Origin of the sequence: Ellagibacter sp. (assembly GCF_048412355.1) — a bacterium.
Lineage (GTDB): Bacteria > Actinomycetota > Coriobacteriia > Coriobacteriales > Eggerthellaceae > Ellagibacter.
In genome coordinates this window covers 40,555-65,363 of sequence record NZ_DBFSAP010000024.1, presented here as the reverse complement: position 1 = coordinate 65,363, position 24,809 = coordinate 40,555, and the positions used below count along the sequence as shown (strand labels likewise).

Below are 24,809 nucleotides of genomic sequence, written 5' to 3'. Positions count from 1 at the left end.
CTTTACAGCTGCTCTCCCGACTCGATCGCCCGATAGAGGTCGCCGCCTTGGGAGTCGACGGCCACGAAGACGGGGAAGTCGATAAGCTCGATGCGGCGCAGCGCCTCAGTCCCTAAATCATCCCAAGCGACGGTTTCGCTTTCGGTAACGTGCTTCGCGAGCAGCGCCGCTATGCCGCCGACGGCCGCGAAGTAGACGCAGCGGTTGCGTACGCAGGCGTCGATGACGGCTTGAGAGCGCTTTCCCTTGCCGATGCAGGCGGCAAGCCCCGCGTCCATGAGCTCGGGCGTCGCGAAGTCCATGCGGCTTGCCGTCGTGGGGCCGACGCTTCCGAGCGGGCGGCCTGCGGCTGGCGGGGTGGGGCCTGCGTAGAAGATGGTCTCGCCCGCGAGCCCGAAGGGGAGCTCGCCTGTTTCCCGCAGGGCCGCGAGCATGCGCTCATGCCCTGCGTCGCGGCTTGTGAACACGGCCCCCGTAAGGCGCACCTCCTGCCCGATGCGCAGTTCTGCCAGCTTTTCACGATCGGCTGGCAAGGTCATGCGGATGGGTTCGCTCATGGTTAGTCCTCCCAGCTCAAAAGGTCGATTGAGACGCTGCGCATAGCCGAGCACCCCATGTTGACGGCAACGGGGAGAGCCGCGATGTGACAAGGCGCCGTCTCCAGGTGCACGGCGAGCGCCGTGGTCTTGCCACCGAGCGCCCCAGGGCCTATGCCGGTCGCGTTTATGGCCTCGAGCAGCTCGCGCTCGAAGGCAGCGTGCTTAGGCGATGCGGCGGGGCTCCCGATTTCCCGCAAAAGCGCGCGCTTGGCGAGTCCCGCTACCTTGTCGAAGGTGGCGCCCACGCCCACGCCCACGATAAGCGGCGGGCAGGCGTTGGCTGCCTTCTCGCGCACGCAGTCGAGCACGACGTTTCTCACGCCCTCGATTCCCGCGCCGGGGGCGAGCATGACCACGCGGGAGGCGTTGTCCGACCCGCCGCCCTTCAAAAGAACGTGCAGCGTCGCGCCGTGCCCCGGCCGGGTCGCGATCTCGGCGAAAGCGGGCGTGTTGTCGCCCGTGTTCGCGCGGTCGAAAAGCGCGTCGCGCACCACGCTCATGCGCAGACGCCCGTTGGTGTAGGCGCGCGCGACCGCATCGTCGACCTGCGAGAGGATGTCGCCGGGGATGGAGAGCTCCTCGCCAACCTCGAGCCTCACCCAGCAGGTTCCCGTGTCCTGACACAGGGGCACGCCGTCCTCGCGCGCGATCTGCGCGTTCTCCAGCAGGCAGTCGAGCACTGACTGTGCGCGCGGCTGCTCCTCGATTTTCCGTGCGGCAGTAAGGCCGCAGAGCACGTCTTCGCGCAGCCCGACTGCGGCAGCGCGAATCGCGTCGTAGGTCGCGTTCGCCACGCGCTTCGCCGTGAGGGTATTGTTCTCGCGTTCCACTCGATTTCCCTTCTCGTCTTGCAAATGCGTTGAGTGTAGCACGAGCCGCCGCCTTTCGCGTGGGTCCTCGAACAGCGGCAGGGTGAGCGCCTGTCGCCGTGTTGGCCCCGCCCCGCTCGATGGATTGCCTGTGCGCTTGCCCGCGTGGATTCGGTACTGCGGCACCGAAGCGGTATACTTTTACGGTTGTATAGAAGCGCGCAAGGGCGCGTACGAAGCGAGAAGGCTCGGAGGTAAGGCATGGATATCGCGCAGGAATCGCTGCGTTTGCACGAAGAGTGGCAAGGCAAGCTTGACACCGTTCCCAAGATGGAGATCAAGACGCGCGAGGATCTGGCGCTCGCTTATACGCCGGGCGTCGCCGAGCCGTGCAAGAAGATCGCGGCGGACCCCGCGCTCGCCTACACCTACACGCAGAAGGCGAACACCATCGCCGTCGTCTCCGACGGGTCGGCGGTACTTGGCCTGGGCAACATCGGTCCTTTAGCCGCTATGCCCGTCATGGAAGGCAAATGTGCCCTCTTCAAGGCCTTCGGCAATGTGAACGCCGTGCCCATCTGCTTGGATACCCAGGACGTCGACGAGATCGTCGAGACGGTCAAGCGCCTCGCCCCTGCGTTCGGCGGCATCAACTTGGAGGACATCTCGGCGCCGCGCTGCTTCGAGATTGAGAACCGCCTTATCGACGAGCTCGATATCCCAGTGTTCCACGATGATCAGCACGGCACCGCCATCGTCGTGCTCTCCGGCGTCATTAATGCGCTTCGCCTTACGGGCAAGAAGAAGGAGGAGTGCCGCGTGATCGTGAACGGCGCGGGCTCGGCGGGCATCGCCATCGCCAAGCTCATGCTAAGCTACGGCTTCAAGAACCTCATCCTGTGCGACAAGTGCGGCATCATCTGCTCGAAGTCCGAGGGCGTGACCGACGCTCAGCGCGCCATGCTCAAGGTGACGAACCTCGCGGACGAGGAGGGAACCCTCTCCGACGCGATGCGCGGCGCCGACATCTTCGTCGGCGTGTCCGCCCCGAACATCGTGAGCGAGGAGATGGTCTCCTCCATGAACGACGACGCGATTCTCTTCGCGATGGCCAACCCCGTTCCCGAGATCTATCCCGACGTGGCTCGCCGCGCGGGCGCGCGCGTCGTAGGCACGGGCCGTTCGGACTTCCCGAACCAGATCAACAACGTAGTCGCCTTCCCCGGCATCTTCAAGGGCGCCCTCGAGGCGCGCGCGACGCGCATTACCAACGACATGAAGCTCGCCGCCGCCTCTGCGCTCGCCGCTCTCGTGTCCGACGAGGAGCTTTGCGAGGACTTCATCATGCCTGAGCCCTTCGACCCGCGCGCCGTCGAGGCGGTTGCCGCCGCTGTGCGCGACTGCGTGGCGGACTAGGAGTCCATGCCGTTGACGCCCGAAAGACATACCGCCGAGCCTGCGCAGCCCGTTTCGGAGCGCGAAGGCTTTGATGCGCAGGGGGCGCCCGTAAGCGGCCAGCCCGAGGGAAACTCCCCCCGCGGCGTCTTCGTCACGTTCGAGGGCGGCGACGGCGTGGGGAAATCGACCCATATCCGCTTCGTTGCCGACGAGCTTCGCCGCGCGGGTCGCGAGGTCGTGTGCCTGCGCGAGCCTGGCGGCACAGGCGTCGGCGAGTCGCTTCGGGCGATGGTGCTCGACCCCGAAAACGGCGAGATATCGAGCGAGGCGGAGCTCTTGATGTACGAGGCCGCCCGCGCCCAGCTGGTCTGCGAGGTCATCCGCCCCGCGCTCGAAAGGGGAGCGGTGGTGCTCTGCGACCGCTTCGCGGACTCGACGATCGCCTACCAAGCCTACGGGCGCGGCCTTTCCCTCGATTTCGTACGACGAGCGAACACGTTCGCCACGGGCGGCATCGTTCCCGACCGCACCATCCTCCTCGTGCTCGGCAACACACGCAAAAGCCTTGCCCGGGCGACAGGTGCTGGCGCGGGGGATAGGATGGAGCAGGCGGGAGAAGTATTCCATTCGCGTGTGAACAGGGCTTTCATAAAGCTTGCCAAGCGCGACCCAAAGCGAATCCGCATCGTGCGCTCCAGCTCGTCGCGCAAGGCGACCGCCGCTGCCGTCGCCGCCGAGCTTGTCGATATCCTTCCCGAGCTTTCCGCCCGCGCGGAGGGCGCGACGCACCCCCAGCCTTCTGGGCCCCACGTGGAGGGCGCGGCCAAGGGCAAGCCCCAGGCGAAGCGCAAGCGCGGCGGCCGGGGAAAGAGGGGGCATCGTGGCTGACGCGTTCGAGAACATATTCGGTCAGCCGCGGGTGCGCGACTTCTTGCGCGCGAGCGTCCGCGGCGGGCACGTGAGCCAAGCGTATCTGTTCTGCGGCCCCGCCGGCTCGAACAAGACCGCTGCCGCATATGCGCTCGCCCAGGCGTACCTTTGCCCGAAGGGGGCAAAGGGTCCGCGCGGAGGTTTGTGCGGGGCATGCGACGCCTGCTCGCGCATCGCCCGGCGCAAGCACCCCGACGTGCGCTACTATGCGCCCGAGGGTGCGGGCGGCTACTTGGTCGAGCAGATTCGCGAGATCGTGTCGGACGTCTCCTATGCTCCCATCCAGGCGAAGTCGAAGGTCTATATCCTCGACCGCGTGGACATGCTGGGCACCGCCGCGGCGAATGCCTTCCTAAAGACGCTCGAGGAGCCGCCTGCAAACGTGATGATCGTCCTTTTGGGCCGCACACGCGAAAGCGTGCTCCCGACGATCGTCTCGCGCTGCCAGGTCGTTCCGTTCCGCCATATCCCTGCAACCGAGGCTGCGGGCATCATCCGTCAGAACACGGGCGCCTCGATCGAGACTGCGCGCATCGCCATCGAGGCGTGCTCGGGGTCGATCACGCGCGCGTGCGAGTTCTTGAAGTCCAACGACAGCCTCGCCTTCCGCAGGGGCGTGGTCGACGCGATGTCGCGGCTCGCCACCGCCGACGATTGGGATATCATAGAGCTCGCTGCTGGTCTCGTGAGGGCTGCGAAGGCGCCGCTCGACGACGTCCGCGCAGCGCTTGAGGCGGAGCTTTCCGAGAACGCTGATTTCCTGGCCAAGTCGGCGATTCGCCAGATCGAGGCGCGAAACAAGCGCCAGATCACGGCGAAGACCTCGCAGGCGCTCCACCAGGTTTTCTCGATTGCGAGCTCTTGGCTGCGCGATGTGATGGCGACCTGCGCTGGAACGCCCGAGTTCATCGTGAATGTCGACGTCAAGGCGCAGATCGAGATGGCCGCCGCGCGCACCGACGAGGCCCGAGCGGCCGCCGCGCTGGCCGCGCTGCGCGAAAGCGACGAGGCTATCTCGTATAATGTTTCCCCAGAAACGTGCATCGATGCGATGCTGTTTGAAGTGAGAGAGGTTCTGTATGGTTCGAGTCGCGCCCATTAGGCTCGCATTCAATCCGCGCACGCTGTGGTTCGACCCGCGTGATCTGGATATTCATAACGGCGACGACGTGGTGGTGCTCACCGCGCGAGGCGTCGAGTTCGGCCATGCCGCAGGCGACGTCTTCGAGATCGACGAAGACCAGGTGAAGAAGCTGAAGTCGCCGCTCAAGCCCGTGAAGCGCATCGCTACGCCCGAGGACGTGGAGCGCGCCGCCGAGATGGAGCGGCTCGGTCGCGAGGCGCTGCCCATCTTCAAGGAGATGGCCGCCGAGGCGAACGAGGACATGCACCCGGTGTCGGTGGAATACCTGCTCGAGGGCGACAAGGCGGTCTTCTACTTCGAGGCGGAGGAGCGCGTCGACTTTCGCGAGCTCGTGCGCAAGCTCGCCTCGCGCTTCCATGTGCGCGTCGACATGCGTCAAATTGGCGTGCGTGACGAGGCGCGCATGGTCGGCGGCCTCGGTCACTGCGGCCAGGAGCTGTGCTGCGCCCGCTTGGGCGGCGAGTTCTGCCCCGTGTCCATCCGCATGGCCAAGGAGCAGGACCTCTCGCTCAACCCGCAGAAGATTTCCGGCGTGTGCGGGCGTCTCATGTGCTGTTTGCGCTACGAGTTCGACGCGTACAAGGACTTCAAGAGTCGCGCCCCCAAGCAGAACGCCACGGTGAAAACGCCTGATGGCCCGGCGAAGGTTGTCGACTTGGACGTGCCGCGCGAGGTCGTCTCGGTGCGCCTTGAGGGCGAGAAGCCCGTTCGCGTGCCGCTTTCCGCTTTCGATGCGCCCGAGGAGGGGACGCGCCCGAACACGATCGGGCAGGAGGCGTGGGACGAGGCGAACGCTCCCGAGGAGCCGGAGTTCACCTCCAATGCGCTCTTCTCGACCGACCAGTTTACCGGCAGGGACAAGCTTGCGGAAGCGGGCAGCGTGCGCCGCACGGGTTCCTCAAAGCGCTCGCGCAAGGGCGCTGCAGACGAGCGCTCGGCCGAAGAGCCGCATCGCGCGCGCCGTCGCCGGTCGACCAAGGTCTCTGCGGAAAGCGATCGCTCCTCCAAGCAGGATTCCCAGGAGAAGAAGCAGGACAAGCAGGCCTCCCGCGGGTCCTCTTCCAAACGCAAGCCGCGCCGACGCCCCGATCAGAAGGCGGGCGAGAGCAAGCAGGGCAAGCAGTCCGCGGAGCGCTCGGCCAAACATCAAAAGCCTCAGCGCGCCAAAGAAGAGGGGAAAGGCCAGCAGAAGTCGGGTCCCCGCCCCGGTCAGAAGTCCTCGGGTCTTCGCGCGAAGCCTCAAAAGCAGGCATCGTCTTCGGGGTCGCGCCAGCAGGGAGAGGGCGGCCAGCGTTCTGCGCAGGGCGGAGCTCCCTCGCAAAACGAGCATCGTCGCGCGCGCAGGCGCTCGCACAAGGCCGGCGGCAGCTCGCAAAACGAAGGCTAAGGAGAGCAAATGCCCATCGACTACGCGCTTTTAACGGACTTGTACGAGATCACGATGGCTCAGGGCTATCGCGATTCCGGGCATGAGAACACCGAGGCATGTTTCCATATGTATTTCCGCGACACCCCGTTCAAAGGGGGCTATGCCATCGCATGCGGCATGGCGCAGCTTGCGGACATGGTGGACACTTACGCCTTCTCGGGCGAGGACATTGACTATCTCTCGAAGATTCCCGCTCCGGGCGGCGGCGCACTGTTCGCCGCCGATTTCCTGGAATGGCTGCGCGACTTCAAGCTGACGGTCGATATCGATGCCGTGCCCGAGGGGCAGGTCGTGTTCCCGAACGAGCCTCTCGTGCGCGTCAAGGGCCCGATTATGCAGTGCCAGCTGCTCGAGGCGGCGCTTCTCAACTGCGTGAACTTCCAGACGCTCATTGCGACCAAGGCCGCGCGTGTGTGCCTTGCGGCGCAGGGTGCGCCCGTGGCCGAGTTCGGCTTGCGCCGTGCCCAGGGCGCGGGCGGCGGCCTGTGGGCGTCGCGCGCGAGCATCGTGGGCGGCTGCGCATCGACTTCGAACGTGCTCGCGGGCAAGATGTTCGACCTCCCTGTGTCGGGCACGCACGCCCACTCGTGGGTCATGGCGTTCCCCTCCGAGCTCGAGGCGTTCCGCGCCTATGCGGAGGCGTTTCCCAAAAACTGCACGCTGCTCGTGGATACTTACAACGTCGAGCAGGGTATCGACAACGCGATCACCGTCGGCCTTGAGATGCGCGAGCGCGGTGAGAAGCTCTCGGGCATCCGCATCGACTCGGGCGACTTGGCATGGCTTGCGAAGATGGCGCGCCGCAAGCTCGACGCTGCTGGCTTGACCGACTGCGGCATCGTGCTTTCCAACGATCTCGACGAGTACACGATCCAGTCGATTCTCGAAGAGGGTGCTCAGGTGAGCGCCTGGGGCGTGGGTACGAAGCTCGCCTGCGCCTATGATCAGCCCACGCTCGGCGGCGTCTACAAGCTCTCCGCGACGCGCAAGCCGGGCAGCGAGTGGGTCGATCACTTGAAGATCTCCGAGTCGGCCAAAAAGCTCACGTTCCCCGGCGTCCTCGATGTGCGCCGCTACTACCACGAGGACGGCCACATCGCAGGCGACATGGTGTTCGACACCAACGCTGGCGTACAGGAGTGCGAGACGATCGTCGACCCGCTCGACTCGCTGCGCCGCAAGCGTCTGGGCGGCAAGCGCTTCGAGACACTGCTTGCGCCGCTCGCGCGCAACGGCAAGACGGTGCTCGCGCCTAAGTTCCGCGATGCGCTCGCCGCGAGGGAGCGCGCGAGGGCGGGGCTTGCCACGCTCGACGAGAGCCAAAAGCGCATGCTCAACCCGCATTCGTATCCGGTGGGACTCGAGCACGGGTTGTTTGAACACCGAAGCGACCTGGTCGCGAAGTTGCGCGGCTTCGAGTAGCGGGTGGAATCTGATACGCTGGCGCCTCGACGAGCGGCGCCGCATGAGATAGGAGAATGAATGCCAGCCTGCAACCTGATTATCGATTCCTGTTGCGATCTGCCCTTCGAACTGGTCGATCGCGAAGGTATCGAGCTGATCGAGTTTCCCTACATCGCCGGCGACGGCGAGCATTCCGATGACATGTACCGCTCGCGCTCTGCGCACGACTTCTTCGATTCGATGCGCAACGGCGACGAGCCTTCGACGGCCCAGGTCCCGATCACGGTGTACCAAGATGTGTTCACCCGCGCGATCGAATCCGGCGTCCCGACAGTGTGCCTGAGCTTCTCAAGCGGCCTGTCTGGCAGCTACAACACCGCTATGATTATCCGCGACCAGCTTGTGGCCGAGCATCCCGACGCCGAGCTGTACGTGGTCGACACGCTGTTGGCCTCGATTGCCGAAGGGTTCTTGGTCTATGAGGCCATTCGCCAGCGTGACCGGGGGCTTACCGCCAAGGAGATGGTGGATTGGGCTGAGGAGGCGCGCTACTACATCGACGCCGAGTTCATGGTCGATGACCTCGAAGCGCTTCGCCGTGGTGGCCGCATCCCCGCCTCGGTTGCGCTCGCCGGATCGAAGCTCGACGTGAAGCCGCTGCTCAACCTCACGCTCGACGGCAAGCTTTCGCTCACCGGCGTCGCGCGCGGACGGAAAAAGGGCACCAAGCAGCTTGCGGAGTACTACGCAAAGCATGTCGCGGACGAAGGGGCTGCGCGCTTCGCCGTTATCGGCAACGCCGACTGCCCGAAGGATGCCGATCGCCTGAAAGAGGCGCTTTCGAAGATCGACGAGAACATCTTGTTTTTGGAGAGCAGCATCGGCCCGGTCATCGGGTCGCATGTGGGGCCGGGCATGCTGGCCGTGGTGTTTTGGGGCAAGGACCGCCGCGAGGAGCTTTCCGTGGCAGACCGCATCGCCCGTAAAGTGAAAGGCAATTAGGGGGTCCCATGCGTTATATCTTTTTCGGTGACGAGAACTTCCATGACGATATCGCCGTGCGCTTGGCGAACGCTGGCTTCGAGCGCTGCGCCGATATCGAGGAGGCAAGCGCCGTCATCACGTTCTGCACCTCGCAGTCGGCGCTCGAGGACGCGTACTTCGACGAAGGCGGGTTCGTCCAGTCGGCGCATCCCGGCGCGGTGCTCATCGACTTCTCTGCATCGACGCCCGGCTTTGCGCGCGAACTCGGCGCGGTCGCCACGGTGAGCGACCTGGGGTTCGTCGAGGCGCCGATCGCCCTTGAGGACATGCTCGATCCGCGCCCCTTTGACGAGGAGAATCTCGTTTGCTATGTTGCGGGCGAAGAGGACGCCGTCGCCGCGGCGCAAGGGCTTCTCCATGCAGTCTGCGGCCGTGTGGTGGAATGCGGCGCTGCAGGAACGGCTCAGCTCATGCGTGCTGTTCGTACCCTGCAGGAGGCGGCTGCCGTCGTCTCCGCGATTGAGGCGAACGCGCTGGTCCGCGCCGCGCACCGTGCCGCTTTGGGTAATGGCCTCTCCGATGTAGCGATTTCCGGCCTCTCCGAGCCCGCCGAGCGCATGCTCGAGGCTGTTCGCGAAAAGCGCTTCGAGGGCGCGTTCACGGCGGAGATGTTCCTCTCGGAGCTGCAGGCCGCGCTCGCAAGTGCCGACGATGCCGATTTGATCCTTCCGCAGGCGGAATCGACGATGCACCTCGTGGAGCTGCTCGAGGTGATCGGAGGCTCGTTCAAGTCGCCGGCAGCCTTGGCGTTGGTCTACGGCGAGGAAGCCGAATGCGCCGAGAATGGTCTCGACTGGTCGCGTGCTGAGGAAGCATATGGTCAGGGTTCTGACGATGACGACGACTACGGCTACGATGACGAGGAAGACGATTGCGGCTGCGGCCATCATCACGACCACGGCGGATTCGGGTACTCGGCGAACTAAGCTTGGCTGCTCTGGTTTATGATTCGCGCGAATCTTGCGAACTAGTTTGACCTGTCCGCTCGGGAGCATGCGGCGGCACCTGCTCTCGAGCTGCTGATATTGGCTTGATACCGATGCATTTCACGGCTAATTCGGCGGGTCGGGAGCTCGGTGGGATAAACGTTAGGCTCGTCCGCCTGCGAGCACCCGGCGCCACCTCCGTGCTCAGACAGTCCTCGCTGCGCTGCGGAACTGCGCGCGGAGGCGGCCCCGAATACTCGCAGGCTACATATTGCGGCTTGACTCGATGGACGGAATAGCAGTTTCGACGAGTCGAGAATTGCCTCCGCGCGCAGTTCCGCACGACGCGAACAGTCCAGTGGACTGTTCGCCAAAGCAGGACTGTTTGAGCACGGAGGTAATCTCGGCTTGTCGAAACGACGGGAATGAATGATGCTTCAAAGCGAAATCGACATATCTTCTTGCGACCTTTGCCCTCGAGCATGCGGAATTGACCGCAGCGCGGGGGCTCGTGGTGTTTGCGGGGCCGATGGACGCCTACGTATCGCCCGTGCTGCGCTGCATTTCTGGGAAGAGCCGCCGATCAGCGGCACGCACGGGTCGGGCACGGTGTTCTTCTCGTGGTGCCCGCTTCGCTGCATCTACTGCCAGAACGCCGTTATTGCCGACGGCGAGGCAGGGGCTGAGATATCGATTGAGCGTTTAGCGCAGATTTACTCCGAGCTTCAGGCGAAGGGCGCGCTCAACATCAATCTTGTGACGCCGACCCATTTCGCGCCGCATGCGCGCGCCGCGCTCGATTTGGCGCGGAGGCAGGGGATGAACCTTCCCGTCGTTTGGAACACCTCGGGATACGAGACGGTTCGTGCCATCCGCGAAAACCGAGGTTATGCGGATGTTTATCTCGCCGATTTCAAATACGCCTCCTCCGAGCTTGCCGCGCGATACTCAAAGGCTCCCGATTATCCCCAGGTCGCCTTCGATGCGCTTTCTGCCATGGTCGATGAGGTGGGCGACCCTTGCTTTGACGAGTACGAGGGCGACGAGCGCATGACGCGCGGGGTGGTGGTGCGCCATCTGATGCTGCCCGGTGCGCTCGAGGACTCGAAACGTGTGGTTCAAACGGTGTGGAAGCATTTCGGCAGTTCGGTTCTGCTCTCGCTTATGAACCAGTACACTCCCGTTTTGTCTGATAGCGCCAAGGCGGGCGACACCTGGGCTCGCCGCGAGCTTGAGCGCTGTCCCGAGCTCGCCCGACGCGTTCCCGATGAGGACTATGAGCGACTGCTTGATTTTGCTGACTCGCTCGGAATCGAGGATTACTTCTGGCAGGAGGGCGGTGCTGCCGAGGAGAGCTTTATCCCCGCCTTCGACCTCGAGGGCGTGTTGAGCGAGTAGGCTCCTGTTGATGTGTCGCCGCGCTCGTCCATTTCGGGCATATGCTTCCAGAATCGTTTCGGCATGAATTGCCGGCGGAGCTCGGGGTGGTAGCGCGCATCGACGGAGACGGCGTCGTAGAACCGCTTCCATGCTTGCTGCATCATCTGTTCGTCAGCTGCTTTTTCGGGGAGATTGACTTCGTCGGCTTGAACGAGCTGCCACCCCGATCCGTCGTAGATTCCCGCTATGCGGTGCGCTTCGTCGTAAATCATGAAGGGGACGTCATTGAAGCGCGCCGAGAACCAGCCCATAAGCAGCGGCACAACCGATGCCTTCGGGGAGCAGCGGGCGAACCATACGTTGCCCTCAAGGCGTTCGAAGCGAAGGAATTGCTGCAGGTAATGCCGCTCATTCATTATCGATCGGTCGAGTGCGACAAGCGGGGCGACGGCCGGGTGTGCGATTTCTCCGATCGCCGCTCGGCGCGCGTCAGCCCTCATAGCGTAGCGGATGAACCGATAGACGATGGTGCCCGCTTGTGCGTCGTCGGAGAGTGCGGCGTGCAGCACGGCGTTGAACCCCGCTTTCCCCGTTGTGCGCACCAGCCCGCGTTTGACACGCTCGGCGAGCTTGGCGTCGGACTCTATCGTGCGCACGCTTTGCCCAAGACGCGGTTGAAACGAAGATTCCCGTGCGATATCCTCAGGGTCCTCATGGTTCGCGTAGGCTTGGAACACCGCGGTGAGCAGCCCCTCAGGCGTTCCGTCGTAGACATAGGCGACGTGGGAGAGCGGCTCTTCTGCGGCGATCATGCGCAAACCTTTTGCTTGTCGATGGCATGCTGCCACCCGAACAGGCCGTCGGCTTGGCTGGCGAGGGTGCTTTTCTCAGGGAGGCTGCGAGGGCTTGAGCTTGATACACTTGTCTTCTGCGCGGTCGTACGGGTACCGCTTGCGCCTGCCTCATGCGAGGTTTCGAGGGCATCGCTTACACCCGTCTTTGCTGAGTACGCGGACGTGCCATGTGCGTTCGCCCCTCGTGATGCGTCGAGCGCGTTGTATTTGCGTGCAATCGCCCCTTGCGCGTCATGGAGCGCGCCGCGTTCGTGCGCTCCCTCGATTCGATTCCTATGTAGATCCTGTCCCTCAAGTGGGTCGAAGAGGCTCAGCTGCCCCTGGCATTGCTTCGCCGCGCGCCGTCCGTGCTTTCCTCCGTCGATAGGGGCGGCAAGCTGCGCGCGCAGGGCCCCTGGGGTGAAGGGCGTGTCTGCGCCTGCGTACCTTCCGTTGCAGGTGATGAAGAACCGCGCGCGTTTGTAGGCGATGCCGAGTTTTCGCAGCTCGGGCTCGTGCAGGCAACAGGTTCGCCGGGCTTTCACGATAAGGCGCGCCCCGCGTGGACCGATGCCAGGGACGCGCAGGAGCATTTCGAGCGGGGCCATGTTCACCTCTACGGGGAAGTGCTCCAGGTGGTTGACGGCCCAGTTCGCCTTCGGGTCGAGCTGCGGGTCGAGGTAAGGGTTGTCCTCGTCGATTATCTCGCTCACGTCGAACTTGTAGAAGCGCATAAGCCAATCGGCCTGGTAGAGGCGATGCTCGCGATCGAGCTCCACCGCCCCCGATGCGGGCAGGCGCTCATCGGAGGTTACCGGCAGGTAGGCGCTGAAGAACACGCGCTTGAGCGAGAGCGTGCGATAGAGCGCCGCCGATAAATTCAGGATTTGAAAGTCGTTCTCGGGTGTGGCGCCGATGATCATTTGCGTGCTTTGGCCTGCGGGGACGAAAGCCCGTTCGCGTTTCGCTGGTCGATTTTGCGAATAGTATGTCGTGTTCTTGCGCGCGAGGGCGCGTGTGTCGGCATCTTCTGCCATGGAGTCGCGAATCTGGCGCATCGGAGCTAGAAGCTGCTGCTTACGCTTTTGCGGACACAGTAGCGCAAGGCTTCTCTGGGAGGGGAGCTCCAGGTTCACGCTCATGCGGTCGGCCAGGCGTCCCAGCCGATTTATCAGCTCGGGCGAGGTGCCGGGCACGGCCTTCGCGTGGATGTACCCGCGAAACCCATATTCATCGCGCAGGATGCGCAGCGTTTCGATCAGAAGCTCGGTCGTGTAATCGGGGCTTTTCAGAACGCCCGAGCTTACGAACAGCCCCTCGATGTAGTTGCGCCGATAGAAGGAAATCGTCAGGTCGGCAAGCTCGCGCGGGGTGAACGCGACGCGAGTGGTGTCGTTGCTTGCGCGGTTCACGCAGTAGGCGCAGTCATAGACGCAGACGTTGGTCATGAGCACCTTCAGAAGCGAAATGCAGCGCCCATCGGGGGTGAAGCTGTGGCAGCATCCCGCGGCAAGGGCGTTTCCCAACTGCCCGCGCCGCGCCCCTCGGTCGACGCCGGAAGATGTACAGGCAACGTCGTACTTTGCGGCGTCAGCGAGGATTTCCAGCTTGTCGGCGATGTTCATGAGTACACCTGTTCGTTCGAATATTTGTTCGTATTTTAACAAGCTTCGAACCGATGCGCAATGCCTGCGCCTTTCTTTCCCGACGAGGGAGAAAATTCGTCATAATCCCTGTTCGCAGATAGTGAAGCGCGCTATTATTAACTCACAAGGCGATCGCTGCATCGCCGTCTTCTGGATTGCGTTTTACACGCACGATGGGGAAGGGGCAGCCATGCTCTATGACAATATCTTAGTTCCCTACGATGGTTCGGCGTCTGCCGATGCGGCGCTCGAGGAAGCGGCCCGCTACGCGAAAGAGGATCCGGGCTGCGCGCTTCACGTGCTGCAGATTTCGGACATCGAGCATCAGGTGATCGAGCGGCTCGACTCTTCATATGGCGCGGCGGTTCCCGTTGGCATGAGAGAGGCTTTCGAGGATGCCCAAAACGAGGCCCAAAGGAAGCTCGAGCGCGACGTCCGCCTCGCGACGCGCGGGCTTATGAACGAGATCCACGTCGAGGTGCAGATTGAGACGACGATCGGCGTGCAAATCGTCGCGTATGCGGCGGCGCACAACATCGACCTCATCATCATGGGATCGCGCGGCCTCGGCGGTTTGCGCGGCATCCTGGGCAGCGTGTCGAGCTTCGTGCTGAAAGAGGCGAAGGTTCCCGTTCTCGTGGTGAAAGACTAGCGAGCGAAAAAATCCCCCATCTGGAAAGGACGAACCACCAGATGGGGGATTGCTTTTACGTGGTGCCGGCGGCAGGAATCGAACCCGCAACCTACTGATTACAAATCAGTTGCTCTACCGTTGAGCCACGCCGGCATGTGATTTGCGCAAGCAAACATGATAAGTCAAAACGCGCCAACTGAAAAGAGGGAAATCCTGGAAGGAATCGGCGCGCAGCAAGGGGCGTGTCGGGGTGGCGTCGAGGCTGCCCTATATTCCGCCCAGGTCCCGATGACGAGAGCCATTACTCCAATGAGCTCTTTTCTGGCAGTGATGGTTTTGCGTGGGGATATGGCAAGATAAGAGATCCTGCGTGCAACATGCATGAGATAGGAACCGAAGAAAATGCTATCGAAATCTAGTGATAATCGAAATCGGGGGTTGCGGGGGCGTAGGAACCATGCGTCGCGTTTCCTCCTCGTCGTTCTGGTTGCATGTCTTTCCACGGTGGCTGTTTTTGCGCTGGCTGCTTGCTCCTTAAGCGACGGCGGCAACGCGTCTCCCCATGTGGATAACGGAAAGCTGCGCATTTATTACGAGGAACCTTACGCGGTTGTTCCCGAGGGCAGCTTCTACCACGAAAAAGGATTCGGCATGTTTCTCGAGGCGTATTGCTCGCTTTTCTCTTCAAGCGAAGTGAGCGGTCTTGACTCGACGTTTTTGGTGTCGGACGAGGAGGAAGATCATAACTTTCGGTCGCTCTCGATGTTTTCCGAGGTCGATGATGGCGATGTCTCCAGCCAAGATGTGAAAAGCGCCATTGATAACTTCACGCTTCCGCGTCCTGAGATGACCGATCCGGGATTTCGCCTCGTTGACGATATCGACAAAGGAAACGGTGGGTCTATTCTCATTTACGCCGCATATGAGAAGAAGTACAAGGACAAGGCCGGAGAGATACGCGCCGCAAGCTATTTTTGGAACGATCGGCTCATTGGCGTGGGCGTGACGTATCTCGGACCGGTTGAGGGAGAGGATCGCGCGCAGGAAGTCGCTCTCGCCGAGAACATGCTGAGAAACGCGGAAATCATCCATTAACGTGGTGCCGGGCGGGGGGGTGTCGCTTGGCTGGGTCGGGCGAGGAGGTGCGGCTTGGTGTGCCCCGGTGCCTTCTCGCCCGCTTAATCAAGTGGTTGCGCTATTCCTTCGCGCCCCATTCTTCGTAATATGCGTCGATAGCAGCTTTGATGTCGTCGTTGATGAGGACCTCACCCTGCACTTCGCGGTTGTAGAGGTACTCGGTCACTTCGGCCATGTTTACGATGCTCGCCGTGGGGAAGCCGTACTTCTCCGACACCTCGTCGCAGGCGCATTTCACGCCGCCCTTGCCGACCTCCATGCGATTGAGCGAGACCATAAGGCCTTTGACCTCGATATTCGCGGCGCCAGTGATGAGGGGGTAGGTCTCGTCGATCGACTTGCCCGACGTGGTGACGTCTTCCACCATGACAACGCGGTCGCCGTCTTCGAGCACGTGCCCGAGCAGGTTGCCGCCTTCGCCGTGGTCTTTCGCTTCCTTACGATTCGAGCAGTACTTCACCTCTTTGCCGTAGAGCTCGTGAAGCCCCATCGCCGTCACGACCGACAGGGGGATGCCCTTGTACGCGGGGCCGAACACGACGTCGAAGTCGAGCCCGAAGTTGTCGTGGATCGCGCGCGCGTAGGAGAGACCCAGGCGATGCAGCTGGTCGCCCGTCACATAGGCGCCTGCGTTCATGAAAAACGGGGACTTGCGGCCGCTTTTCAATGTGAACTCGCCGAACTTGAGCACATGGCTTTCGACCATGAACTCGATGAACTCCTGCTTGTACTGCTCCATGGGACGTCCTTTCCCTGTCGTGCGCGTGGCCGCGCGATTCGTTTTCGCGGTATGATTCCACTATACAAGAACTCGACGCCCGCGGTGGACACTGATCGCCTGCGGGCGGATTTCCCGAAAGGCGCTCACGTGATTTACCTCGACAATGCGGCGACGACGCTTAAGAAACCCGACGGTGTGGCTCGCACGGTGGCCGACGCGATCGGCTCGTTCGGCGGTCCGGGGCGCGGGTCGCACGCGGCGGCGTTCGCGGCGAGCATGGCCGTGTTCGAGGCGCGCTCTGCTGTGGCGGCGCTGCTCGGTGCGCCGGACGCTTCCCGTGTATCGTTTAGCATGAACGCTACGATGGCGCTCAATATCGCCCTTGCGGGTCTTTTGCCTGATGGGGGACGCGCTATTACCACGGCTGCGTCGCACAACTCGGTGCTGCGGCCGCTCTTCCGCGCTCGCGACATGCGCGGGGCCCAGGTGGAGGTTGCCCGCATTCTTCCTGATGGGTCGCTTGACTGGGAATCCTACGAGCGCGCGCTCGAGGGGGGCGCGAACCTGGTCGCCGCCACGCACGCGTCGAACGTGACGGGCGATGTGTACGACGTCGCGCGCATGGCTGCGATGGCGCACGACGCGGGCGCGCTGTTCGTTCTGGATGCGGCGCAGACAGCGGGCGCGATGCCGGTTGATATGGCCGCGCTTGGGGCGGACGTGCTTTGCTTCACCGGGCACAAAAGCCTCTACGGCCCGCAGGGGACAGGCGGCCTCATCGTTCGCGAGGGGCTTGAGGTGGAGCCGCTTCTCGAGGGCGGGTCGGGCGTGCACAGCTTCGACGAGCGCCAGCCGCTATTCATGCCAGAGGCGCTTGAGGCGGGGACGGAGAACGCGCACGGTCTGGCGGGGCTTGCCGTTGGCGTGGAATACGTGGCGCAGAAAACGCCGGCTGCGATCGCTGCCCAGGTGGCGGGGCTTGTCGAGCGCTTTGAGCGCGGGTTGGCGAGCATTCCTGGGATCGTGGTGTACGGCGGGCACGCGAGCTTTGGGCGCTCGGGAATCGTCGCCTTCAACATCGGCGACGCCGACTCGGGCGAGGTCTCCGCGCGACTCGATGCTGATTTCGGCATTTGCACGCGCCCCGGCGCCCACTGCGCGCCGCTTATGCACAAGGCGCTCGGCACGGCTGAGCAGGGCGTTGTGCGCGTGAGCTTCTCCAGCTTCAACACGCAGGCTGAGGTTGACGCCACGCTTGAGGCTGTGGAGAGAATTGCGTGTCGAGCGAGCTAGAGAACGCCGTGCGGCGCGGCGGGACTGCGGCCGGGCGATGGGGTTGCGTAATCATGCGGCGGCGGGGTCTTGCGGTCGCGCGGTGTGGTTGTGGGGTAGAGCCGTGCGGTGGGGGGCGTGCTGCCGTGCGGCGTGACGGTGCGGCGGTGGGCGCACAGCGGGGTTGTGTACAAAAACGACGATAGTTTTCAAATATAGTATGGCTACTAATTAAAATATTCCCCAAAATCTAGCAAAGTGGGGAATATCTCTGCGCATTCCGTTAATTGAGGCGACGAAGTGAGGGAATACGCCGCGAGACTATCTCTTGTTTTGCAAATTATCGTCATTCTTGTACAGCTAGAGTCCTAATTAATTGAACGGCAGAGCGCTGACCTGCAGTTTTGAATTACAAAGGTTCCTTATAAATGCGATTTCTTGCGTTTCCCACCTAAGAAGGCGAGCTTTAGTTGTGCATATTGCGTGCGCGGTGTTCTCGTGAGTCCGATTTCGTACTACAGTACAATAATAGTACGAAATCGGACTAAAGGGCAAGGATGAGCAAAGGGAATTCGACGCTCGACATAAACGCGATGGGCAACTCAAACGCGGCAAGCTCGGCGGACACGACCGCGCCAGGCGAAGCGAGGTTGGCAAGTGCAAGCCCGCTGAGCGACTCGAGCCCGATGGGCGCTTCGGGCCCGTTGGGCACTTCTGTCCCAGGCAATATCGCGCGCGCCTACGAGGCGCTCGATAGTTTTTGGCGTGAGCAGAACCAGCTCTATCGCGACGTTGCGACGTCGTTTGGAATCTCCGAGAGCGCATTTAGCATTCTGTACGCCATCTTCCTTGCGGGCGAAAAGGGCATCTCTCAGCGTGACATTTGCGTGCAGATGTGCATCGGCAAGCAAACGGTGAACAGCTCCATCCACAAGCTCGAACGCGAGGGTGTGGTCGTGCTCAAGAGCGGTCCGGGCCGTCGCGGTCTGCTCGCGCATCTGACTCCGGTGGGCCTTGAGCTCGCCGAGCGTACCATCGTCCCTATGATCGAGGCAGAGCTTGCGGCGCTGAGGGAATTCGACGACAGGGAGCTCGTGCTGTCGCTTCTCCTCGGGCGGCGCTACACCGATGCTCTGCGCTCGCATTTCGCGGATATCCCCGGGGTGCTCCTGACCTCGCAAAGCAGCAAGGCCGCGCTTCTGGATGGCGAAGCTGCGCTCCGAGGAGTCAAGGCTGCAGCGCAAGGCGACGCTTCCGCACCTCGGAACGACGGGGCTGCCAAGCGCGGCGGGGAGGGCGAGGGTGCGCCCTCGGGCGAGTGTCTTTCCTCTCCGAATAAGAAAGTACGATAAGCCATGGCGATCCAGATTTCCGACCATTTCACGCTCGGGCGGCTCGCGCGATTCACCGCCCCCACCTGCGCCATGATGCTTTTCACCTCGATCTACGGCGTGATCGACGGCCTGTTCGTGTCGAATTTCGTCGGCAAGGAATCCTTCGCTGCCTTAAACCTTGTCTATCCGCTGTTCATGATGCTCGGTGCGCTCGGGTACATGTTCGGAACGGGCGGTACGGCGCTCGTCGCCAAAACGATGGGGGAGGGCGACGACAAGCGTGCCCGCGGGCTGTTCTCGCTTATCGTGTACGCGACGCTCATCGTGGGTATTGCATGCGGGGTCGTGGTGTTCGTGGCCGTAGGGTCTGTCGCCGGTGCGTTAGGGGCCGAAGGATCGCTGCTTGAGGAATGCGTCGTGTACGGCAGCATCCTGGCGTTCTCGCTTCCATTCTTCATGCTGCAGGAAACCTTCCAGAGCCTGTTGACCGCTGCAGGCAAGCCCAAAGTGGGGCTTTGCGTCATGGTGGTTGCCGGCGTCGCCAACATCGCGCTCGACGCCCTGTTCATCATCGTGCTCCAGTGGGGCTTGGCGGGCGCTGCCCTGGCGACAGCGATAAGCGAGGTCCTTGGCGGCGCGATCCCGTTCCTCTATTTTGCGCGGCCGAACTCGAGCACGCTGCGCCTGGGTCGCCCGCTTATCGACGTGCGGGCTTTGGGGCGCGTCTGCGTGAACGGCTCGTCGGAGCTTGTCTCGAACCTTTCCATGTCGCTCGTGTCGATGGTCTACAACTTCCAGCTGATGGCTTATATCGGTCCTGATGGCGTCGCGATTTACGGCGTTATCCAGTACGTTGCGTGGATCGCCGTGTCGCTCCTCATGGGCTTCACAGTCGGATCCTCGCCCATCATCAGCTACCACTACGGTGCGAAGAATTCCGCCGAGCTCAAGGGCTTGTTCCGCACCTGTCTAGGCGTGATGGTGGCGGGGGGCGTGCTGATCACCGTGCTGACGCATCTCTTTGCGCACCCGCTTGCGGCGGTGTTCGTGGGATACGACCCCGCCCTGTGCGAGATGACCATCGCCGCCCTCGGCGAGTATTCGCTCGCGTTCATCTTCGTGGGCGTGAGCATTTTCGGCTCGGCGTTCTTCACTGCGCTCAACAACGGCCTCGTCTCGGCGCTCATATCGTTTTTGCGCACGCTCGTGTTCGAGTGCGCGGCGGTGATGTTTTTGCCTGCGATCATCGGCGTCGACGGCATCTGGCTTTCCATCGTGGTCGCCGAAATCGCATCGATGTTTCTTACCGGCGGTTTTCTCGTCGGCCTGCGCAAACACTACGGTTATGTCTAGCGCCCTCCGCGTCGCGGAAGGTGCGCCCCGCTTTCGCTCGCCGCGGCGTGCCCGTGCGCTTTGTGAGGATAATGCGGTGATGGGAGTGCTGTTGTATCATGGGGGCGAACAATGAGCGCCCCTTCTCGGGCGCCGCAAAAGGAGAACCTGTGGAACAAAAACCCTCATTTGACAAGCGCTTTGCGCTGCTTATCGACGCGGACAACGTCTCATCGAAGTACATCAAGCCCATTCTCGACGAGCTTTCGAAGTACGGCACCATCACCTACAAGCGCATTTACGGCGACTGGACGAGCACCCTGCATGCCAAGTGGAAAGACGCGCTGCTCGACAATTCCATCACGCCGATTCAGCAGTTCAGCTACACCGTCGGCAAGAACGCCACCGACTCGGCCATGATCATCGACGCGATGGACATCCTCTATACGAACTCGGTCGAGGGCTTCTGCCTCGTGTCGAGCGACAGCGATTTCACGCGCCTGGCGAGCCGTATCCGCGAGAGCGGCCTTACGGTGATCGGGATGGGCGAGAAGAAAACGCCCACGCCGTTTCGCAAGGCATGCGACATTTTCACCACGCTTGAGCTGCTCATCGGCGAGGCGCGCCGCGACAAGGCGAACGGCTCCTCATCGAGCCTGACCATCGAGGAAGTCGAGCGCGCAGTCGTCGACATCATCACCGACAACCAGAACAACGGGAAGTCGACGGGTTTGGGCGAGGTGGGAAGCCGCCTGCTCAAGCGTTACCCCGACTTCGACGTGCGCTCGTTCGGGACAAACCTGCTCTCGAAGCTTCTCGGCGAGTTCAAGAGCGTCACCATTCGCAAGGACGGCTCGAACGTGCGGGTCGAGCTTGCGGAAGGCGCCGAGCATGAGCGTGCGGCGGCTGAGAGGCCTTCTGATTCCGAGGGCGTTGGCGAGCAAGCGGGCGAGCAAGCTGAAACTGCGTGCGCTTCCGAGGATTCGGAGAGCGAGGGTGGCGAGGATGCGTCCTCGCACAGCTCTAAGTCGCGCCGCCGCAGCCGCCGTCGCCGTAAATCCTCCAAGGTTTCTGGCGTTGAACAGGGTGAATCTGCCGATACGAAGGCTGATGAGACAATCGACGGGCAGCGGGAGGCAACCTCTGAGACTGCTGAGTCGCAGACGGTATCGGCCGATCAGCGGGGTAAGTCCAGCGATTCGCCCGCAGGGGAGCAGGAGGTTGCTTCCGATGAGACTGGCGTCTCGCAGGCCGAAGAGGTCGAGGCTCAAGTTGCGGCAGCCGGTGAGGCTAAGCCGGCCGAGGGCGATGGGGCGAGCAAGAAAAAGGCGCCCACCGCGCGAAAGAACAAGGCGGCTGCTGGGACTGACCAGGCTGGCAAGGCGCAGGTTGCCGACGAGGCGAACCGTGCCGGCAAGGACCAGGAGCAGGTGGCAAGCGATTCCAGCGAAGACAGCAAGTCCCAGGCGCCCGCGAAACGCCGCCGCAGCCGTTCGCGTAAGGCTCCTGCGGCTCCTACGGCCCCTGATGACTTCATCCGCGCGGAAGTGGCGGCGTCGGGCAAGGACGGCATGGCCGTTGCTGAGCTCTCGAAGCGCGTGCGCACGCGCTTCAAGTCCTTCAAAGTTCGCGAACTCGGGTATCCGCATCTTGCAGGTTACCTCGCCGACGTCGAGGGCGTGCGCGTGTACAAGCAAGGCCGTGAGAACTGGGTCGCGAAGGAATAACGGAGCCCCCGACGTCAAAGATCTACGGCGCGGAGCCGGCGAACTACCTACTTCTCGTCACCTGCCGTCAAATCGTGGCATGCGACGAAGGCTGCTAGGTCGTCTTCCCAGGTGGGCATCTCGAACACGCCTGTCAGGCGCGCCATCATGTTATCGAGTTCGATGCGGTAGCCGTGCTCGGGCTTGCTCGCTCCGCGCAGGTTGCCGATCGGCTCTCCCACAAGCTCGAAGGCGCGTTCGAAGAACTCGAAGCGGCTCGTCACGCCCGTGCAGGCGGCATGGAAGGTGCCGAACTCGTTGGACTCCATAACTGCCACGACGGCCTTCGCGAACGTGTCGGCAGAGGTGGGGCACGCGAACTGGTTCGCGGGCACGTACACGGTGCGACCTTCGCGGCTCGCCTTCAATGCGCGAGGGAGGATGTCGTCGGGTTCGGCGGTGTAGACCCACGACGAGCGCACGATGATGTGGCGGCGGTTGAGCTCGCACACGAACCGTTCGCCAGCAAGCTTTGACTTGCCGTAAACATGCGGCGGGTCGGTCGGATCGAACTCGTTGAAGGGGTGCTCGGACGCGACGGGGAACAGGTCGTCGGTCGAAAGATGCACAAGCGTTGCCCCCACGGAGGCGCTCGCTATGGCGAGGTTACGCGCGCCGAGCGCGTTCACCTGGTAGGCGCGGTCCGGGTTGGCCTCGGCCTCGGTGCGGCTTGCGAGCGCGGCGCAGTTGATTACGAAAGAAGGTCTCTCCGACTCGGCGAAGGCGAGGCTTCGTTGCAAATCGACGATATCGAGTTCCCTGTCGGTCGTCACGACGCGATATCGGTTGTGGTCGAGTCGCGCGCTGATCGTGCGGCCCATGCGCCCGGCGGCGCCGGTGATCCATACGGTTGCCTGAGACTCAACGCTCATGGACGGATGCTCCTTCGTTGTACGGTTCGTTTTCGTTTCGTCTTCCGAAACCGCACTATCTTAACGCAAGTTTCGTGCTTGCGGTTGCGCAAGCGTTTTCATCGCTTATCATGTTTGTTTGGCTTGTGCATCGAATTGCGCAAGCGAGGAAATCAACGGTTCAGGCGGGATGGCCGCCTGACATGGGGAAGGACTCTCATGAATATTGCACTACCCGATGGCTCGGTAAAAGAGCTCGCTGCCGGCGCGACCGTCGCCGACGTTGCGGCTTCCATCGGCGCGGGCCTTGCGAAGGCTGCGCTGGCTGGCAAGGTTGACGGCACACTGGTCGACCTCACAGCAACCGTGACGGATGGGGCAACCGTTGAGATCATCACCGCGAAAAGCCCTGAGGCGCTCCACATCATGCGCCACTCCTGTGCCCACATCATGGCGGAAGCCGTGCAGGAGCTCTATCCCGGCACGCAGATCGCCTTCGGCCCTGCGACCGACGACGGCTACTTCTACGATTTCGAGCTTCCTAACAATATCTCCTCCGACGACTTCGGGTCCATCGAGAAGAAGATGGCCGAAATCGTCAAGGCAGACGAGCCTTTCGTGCGCGAGGTCGTGAGCATCGACGAAGCAAAGAAAATCTTCGCTGACCAGCGCTTCAAGCTCGAGCACATCGACGATTTGACCGACCAGGAAATCTCGATCTACCGCCATGGGTCCTTCGTTGACCTGTGCGCCGGTCCGCACGTTCCCTCCGCCGGTAAGATCGGCGCCTTCAAGATGATGAAGCTCGCCGGTGCCTATTGGCGCGGCGACGCGACGCGCGAGCAGTTGCAGCGTCTCTACGGCACGGCCTTCTTCAAGAAGTCGGAGCTCGAAGAGTACCTGCACAACCTTGAAGAGGCCGAGAAGCGCGACCATCGCCGCATTGGCCGCGAGATGGACATCTTCATGATGCGCGACGAGGCACCGGGCTTCCCGTTCTTCCTGCCCAACGGCATGATCTTGAAGAACACGCTGCTCGACTATTGGCGCGAGATCCACAAAAAGGCCGGCTATGTGGAAATCTCCACGCCGATGATCATGAACAAGCAGCTGTGGCAGACGTCGGGCCACTGGGACCACTACAAGGACAACATGTACTCGACGGTCATCGACGAAGAAGAGTATTGCGTGAAGCCGATGAACTGCCCGGGCGGCGTGCTCGTGTACGCGTCCAAGCCGCATAGCTATCGCGACCTGCCTATTCGTGCGGGCGAGATCGGACTGGTACACCGCCACGAGATGAAGGGCGCGCTGCACGGCCTGTTCCGCGTGCGCTGCTTCAACCAGGACGATGCGCACCTTTTCGTGCGCCCCGACCAGCTGACCGAGGAAATCGTGGGCGTCGTCAAGCTCATCGACTCGGTGTACCAGCAGTTCGGGTTCACCTACCACGTCGAGCTTTCCACGCGTCCTGAGGATTCGATGGGCTCTGACGAGGATTGGGCCGCAGCCGAGGCCGGCCTTAAGACCGCGCTTGAAGAGCTCGGCATGGAATACGAGGTCAACGAGGGCGATGGCGCCTTCTATGGCCCCAAGATCGACTTCCACCTGACCGACTCGCTCGGACGCACCTGGCAGTGCGGCACCGTGCAGCTCGACTTCCAGATGCCGCAGAACTTCGATCTGGAATACACCGACGCGGACGGCTCGAAGAAGCGCCCGGTCATGCTCCATCGCGTGTGCTACGGCTCGGTCGAGCGCTTCATCGGCATCCTGATCGAGCATTATGCGGGCAAGTTCCCCGTATGGCTCGCGCCGATGCAGGTGAAGGTGCTTCCCGTTTCCGAGAAGAGCCGCGATTACGCGCACAAGGTCGCCGACGCGATCGAGGCGTCCGGCATCCGCGTCGTGGTGGACAACCGCGACGAGAAGATCGGCTACAAGATCCGCGAGGCGCGCTCCATCGACCGCGTGCCCTATATGGTGATCGTGGGCGAGAAGGAGGCCGAGGAGGGCACCATCTCCGTGCGCGACCGCACGAACGAGACGCACCCCTCCACGATCGAGGATTTCTGCGCGAAGGTATGCGAGGAGATTCGCACGCGCGCGTAATCTCGTGTGACCTGGTATAACCTTGTGATTGGCTGTTGCGGCGGGCTGTCCTGCGATGGGCGCCCGCCGTTTTTATTGATTTCGGTTGGAGGCTTGGAAGATGCGCAC

General features: G+C 62.5%; 21 protein-coding genes and 1 tRNA gene. 15 read left to right on the top strand and 7 right to left on the bottom strand.

The annotated features are described in order from the left end of the window. Positions 1-2: 2 nt before the first annotated feature. Together ACMRQN_RS03810 and ACMRQN_RS03805 are read right to left on the bottom strand one after the other, a co-directional pair. Positions 3-557, bottom strand: coding sequence for a FumA C-terminus/TtdB family hydratase beta subunit (locus ACMRQN_RS03810; protein ID WP_417062938.1), 555 nt, complete (start codon positions 555-557; stop codon positions 3-5). 2 nt (positions 558-559) lie between these two features. Then, a complete protein-coding gene (locus tag ACMRQN_RS03805; protein ID WP_418733889.1) occupies positions 560-1,429 on the bottom strand; it encodes a fumarate hydratase in 870 nt (289 codons plus the stop codon). 240 nt (positions 1,430-1,669) lie between these two features. On the opposite strand from ACMRQN_RS03805, the gene ACMRQN_RS03800 reads away from it, so the two are divergent. The 8 genes from ACMRQN_RS03800 to ACMRQN_RS03765 all read left to right on the top strand — a co-directional run bounded on the left by ACMRQN_RS03800 (position 1,670) and on the right by ACMRQN_RS03765 (position 11,081). Continuing rightward, positions 1,670-2,824, top strand: a complete 1,155-nt coding sequence (locus tag ACMRQN_RS03800; protein ID WP_418733888.1) for an NAD(P)-dependent malic enzyme — start codon at positions 1,670-1,672, stop codon at positions 2,822-2,824. Between the two features lie 6 nt (positions 2,825-2,830). Then, a complete protein-coding gene (gene tmk / locus ACMRQN_RS03795) occupies positions 2,831-3,694 on the top strand; it encodes a dTMP kinase (RefSeq protein ID WP_418733887.1) in 864 nt (287 codons plus the stop codon). Next, a complete protein-coding gene (locus ACMRQN_RS03790) occupies positions 3,687-4,838 on the top strand; it encodes an ATP-binding protein (protein WP_296060896.1) in 1,152 nt (383 codons plus the stop codon). The genes tmk and ACMRQN_RS03790 overlap by 8 nt, the downstream gene beginning before the upstream one ends. Then, entirely contained in the window at positions 4,816-6,267 is a 1,452-nt protein-coding gene (gene ricT / locus ACMRQN_RS03785; protein ID WP_418733886.1) for a regulatory iron-sulfur-containing complex subunit RicT, read from the top strand. The genes ACMRQN_RS03790 and ricT overlap by 23 nt, the downstream gene beginning before the upstream one ends. A 9-nt stretch (positions 6,268-6,276) precedes the next feature. Then, complete coding sequence (locus tag ACMRQN_RS03780) at positions 6,277-7,731, top strand: nicotinate phosphoribosyltransferase (RefSeq protein ID WP_418733885.1); 1,455 nt, start codon at positions 6,277-6,279, stop codon at positions 7,729-7,731. Positions 7,732-7,791: 60 nt separating this feature from the next. After that, the gene (locus ACMRQN_RS03775) at positions 7,792-8,715 is read left to right on the top strand and encodes a DegV family protein (protein WP_418733884.1); all 924 of its coding nucleotides are present in this window, start codon (positions 7,792-7,794) and stop codon (positions 8,713-8,715) included. Positions 8,716-8,723: 8 nt separating this feature from the next. After that, positions 8,724-9,683, top strand: a complete 960-nt coding sequence (locus tag ACMRQN_RS03770) for an NAD(P)-binding domain-containing protein (RefSeq protein WP_418733883.1) — start codon at positions 8,724-8,726, stop codon at positions 9,681-9,683. A gap of 429 nt (positions 9,684-10,112) precedes the next feature. Continuing rightward, entirely contained in the window at positions 10,113-11,081 is a 969-nt protein-coding gene (locus tag ACMRQN_RS03765) for a radical SAM protein (protein ID WP_418733882.1), read from the top strand. Here the strand turns inward: ACMRQN_RS03765 and ACMRQN_RS03760 are convergent. Both ACMRQN_RS03760 and ACMRQN_RS03755 read right to left on the bottom strand, forming a co-directional pair. Then, a complete protein-coding gene (locus ACMRQN_RS03760; protein WP_418733881.1) occupies positions 11,003-11,875 on the bottom strand; it encodes a TIGR03915 family putative DNA repair protein in 873 nt (290 codons plus the stop codon). The two genes, ACMRQN_RS03765 and ACMRQN_RS03760, sit on opposite strands and share 79 nt — an antisense overlap. Continuing rightward, positions 11,872-13,521, bottom strand: a complete 1,650-nt coding sequence (locus ACMRQN_RS03755) for a putative DNA modification/repair radical SAM protein (protein WP_418733880.1) — start codon at positions 13,519-13,521, stop codon at positions 11,872-11,874. The genes ACMRQN_RS03760 and ACMRQN_RS03755 overlap by 4 nt, the downstream gene beginning before the upstream one ends. A 211-nt stretch (positions 13,522-13,732) precedes the next feature. On the opposite strand from ACMRQN_RS03755, the gene ACMRQN_RS03750 reads away from it, so the two are divergent. Further along, entirely contained in the window at positions 13,733-14,194 is a 462-nt protein-coding gene (locus tag ACMRQN_RS03750; RefSeq protein WP_296060921.1) for a universal stress protein, read from the top strand. Between the two features lie 60 nt (positions 14,195-14,254). Here the strand turns inward: ACMRQN_RS03750 and ACMRQN_RS03745 are convergent. Beyond that, a tRNA-Thr gene (locus ACMRQN_RS03745) sits at positions 14,255-14,329 on the bottom strand. A 411-nt stretch (positions 14,330-14,740) separates the two neighbouring features. Between ACMRQN_RS03745 and ACMRQN_RS03740 the strand changes: the two genes are divergently transcribed. After that, a complete protein-coding gene (locus ACMRQN_RS03740; protein WP_418733879.1) occupies positions 14,741-15,271 on the top strand; it encodes a hypothetical protein in 531 nt (176 codons plus the stop codon). 100 nt (positions 15,272-15,371) lie between these two features. Here ACMRQN_RS03740 and pyrE read toward each other — a convergent pair whose 3' ends face one another. Beyond that, positions 15,372-16,052, bottom strand: coding sequence for an orotate phosphoribosyltransferase (pyrE, locus tag ACMRQN_RS03735; protein ID WP_276995576.1), 681 nt, complete (start codon positions 16,050-16,052; stop codon positions 15,372-15,374). 129 nt (positions 16,053-16,181) lie between these two features. On the opposite strand from pyrE, the gene ACMRQN_RS03730 reads away from it, so the two are divergent. The 4 genes from ACMRQN_RS03730 (at position 16,182) to ACMRQN_RS03715 (ending at position 21,699) form a co-directional block, all read left to right on the top strand. After that, complete coding sequence (locus ACMRQN_RS03730; protein ID WP_418733878.1) at positions 16,182-17,327, top strand: aminotransferase class V-fold PLP-dependent enzyme; 1,146 nt, start codon at positions 16,182-16,184, stop codon at positions 17,325-17,327. Positions 17,328-17,863: 536 nt separating this feature from the next. After that, a complete protein-coding gene (locus ACMRQN_RS03725) occupies positions 17,864-18,658 on the top strand; it encodes a MarR family winged helix-turn-helix transcriptional regulator (protein WP_418733877.1) in 795 nt (264 codons plus the stop codon). Between the two features lie 3 nt (positions 18,659-18,661). Further along, positions 18,662-19,993, top strand: a complete 1,332-nt coding sequence (locus ACMRQN_RS03720; RefSeq protein ID WP_418733876.1) for an MATE family efflux transporter — start codon at positions 18,662-18,664, stop codon at positions 19,991-19,993. Positions 19,994-20,142: 149 nt separating this feature from the next. Next, a complete protein-coding gene (locus tag ACMRQN_RS03715) occupies positions 20,143-21,699 on the top strand; it encodes an NYN domain-containing protein (RefSeq protein WP_418733875.1) in 1,557 nt (518 codons plus the stop codon). A 47-nt stretch (positions 21,700-21,746) separates the two neighbouring features. On the opposite strand, the gene ACMRQN_RS03710 is transcribed toward ACMRQN_RS03715, so the two are convergent. Continuing rightward, positions 21,747-22,610: an SDR family oxidoreductase gene (locus ACMRQN_RS03710; protein ID WP_418733874.1), complete on the bottom strand. Its 864-nt coding sequence runs from the start codon at positions 22,608-22,610 to the stop codon at positions 21,747-21,749. Between the two features lie 198 nt (positions 22,611-22,808). Here ACMRQN_RS03710 and thrS point away from each other — a divergent pair, with 198 nt between their 5' ends. Further along, positions 22,809-24,701 (top strand): threonine--tRNA ligase, encoded by a 1,893-nt coding sequence (gene thrS, locus ACMRQN_RS03705; RefSeq protein ID WP_418733873.1) that lies wholly within the window; start codon positions 22,809-22,811, stop codon positions 24,699-24,701. The last annotated feature ends 108 nt before the right edge of the window (positions 24,702-24,809 follow it).

Excerpts from the sequence above, each read along its gene's own strand:
- ACMRQN_RS03810 (WP_417062938.1), bottom strand. The coding sequence starts at position 557 with ATGAGCGAACCCATCCGCATGACCTTGCCAGCCGATCGTGAAAAGCTG.
- ACMRQN_RS03800 (WP_418733888.1), top strand. The coding sequence starts at position 1,670 with ATGGATATCGCGCAGGAATCGCTGCGTTTGCACGAAGAGTGGCAAGGC.
- tmk (WP_418733887.1), top strand. The coding sequence starts at position 2,831 with ATGCCGTTGACGCCCGAAAGACATACCGCCGAGCCTGCGCAGCCCGTT.
- ricT (WP_418733886.1), top strand. The coding sequence starts at position 4,816 with ATGGTTCGAGTCGCGCCCATTAGGCTCGCATTCAATCCGCGCACGCTG.
- ACMRQN_RS03780 (WP_418733885.1), top strand. The coding sequence starts at position 6,277 with ATGCCCATCGACTACGCGCTTTTAACGGACTTGTACGAGATCACGATG.
- ACMRQN_RS03775 (WP_418733884.1), top strand. The coding sequence starts at position 7,792 with ATGCCAGCCTGCAACCTGATTATCGATTCCTGTTGCGATCTGCCCTTC.
- ACMRQN_RS03770 (WP_418733883.1), top strand. The coding sequence starts at position 8,724 with ATGCGTTATATCTTTTTCGGTGACGAGAACTTCCATGACGATATCGCC.
- ACMRQN_RS03765 (WP_418733882.1), top strand. The coding sequence starts at position 10,113 with ATGATGCTTCAAAGCGAAATCGACATATCTTCTTGCGACCTTTGCCCT.
- ACMRQN_RS03760 (WP_418733881.1), bottom strand. The coding sequence starts at position 11,875 with ATGATCGCCGCAGAAGAGCCGCTCTCCCACGTCGCCTATGTCTACGAC.
- ACMRQN_RS03755 (WP_418733880.1), bottom strand. The coding sequence starts at position 13,521 with ATGAACATCGCCGACAAGCTGGAAATCCTCGCTGACGCCGCAAAGTAC.
- ACMRQN_RS03750 (WP_296060921.1), top strand. The coding sequence starts at position 13,733 with ATGCTCTATGACAATATCTTAGTTCCCTACGATGGTTCGGCGTCTGCC.
- pyrE (WP_276995576.1), bottom strand. The coding sequence starts at position 16,052 with ATGGAGCAGTACAAGCAGGAGTTCATCGAGTTCATGGTCGAAAGCCAT.
- ACMRQN_RS03725 (WP_418733877.1), top strand. The coding sequence starts at position 17,864 with ATGAGCAAAGGGAATTCGACGCTCGACATAAACGCGATGGGCAACTCA.
- ACMRQN_RS03720 (WP_418733876.1), top strand. The coding sequence starts at position 18,662 with ATGGCGATCCAGATTTCCGACCATTTCACGCTCGGGCGGCTCGCGCGA.
- ACMRQN_RS03710 (WP_418733874.1), bottom strand. The coding sequence starts at position 22,610 with ATGAGCGTTGAGTCTCAGGCAACCGTATGGATCACCGGCGCCGCCGGG.
- thrS (WP_418733873.1), top strand. The coding sequence starts at position 22,809 with ATGAATATTGCACTACCCGATGGCTCGGTAAAAGAGCTCGCTGCCGGC.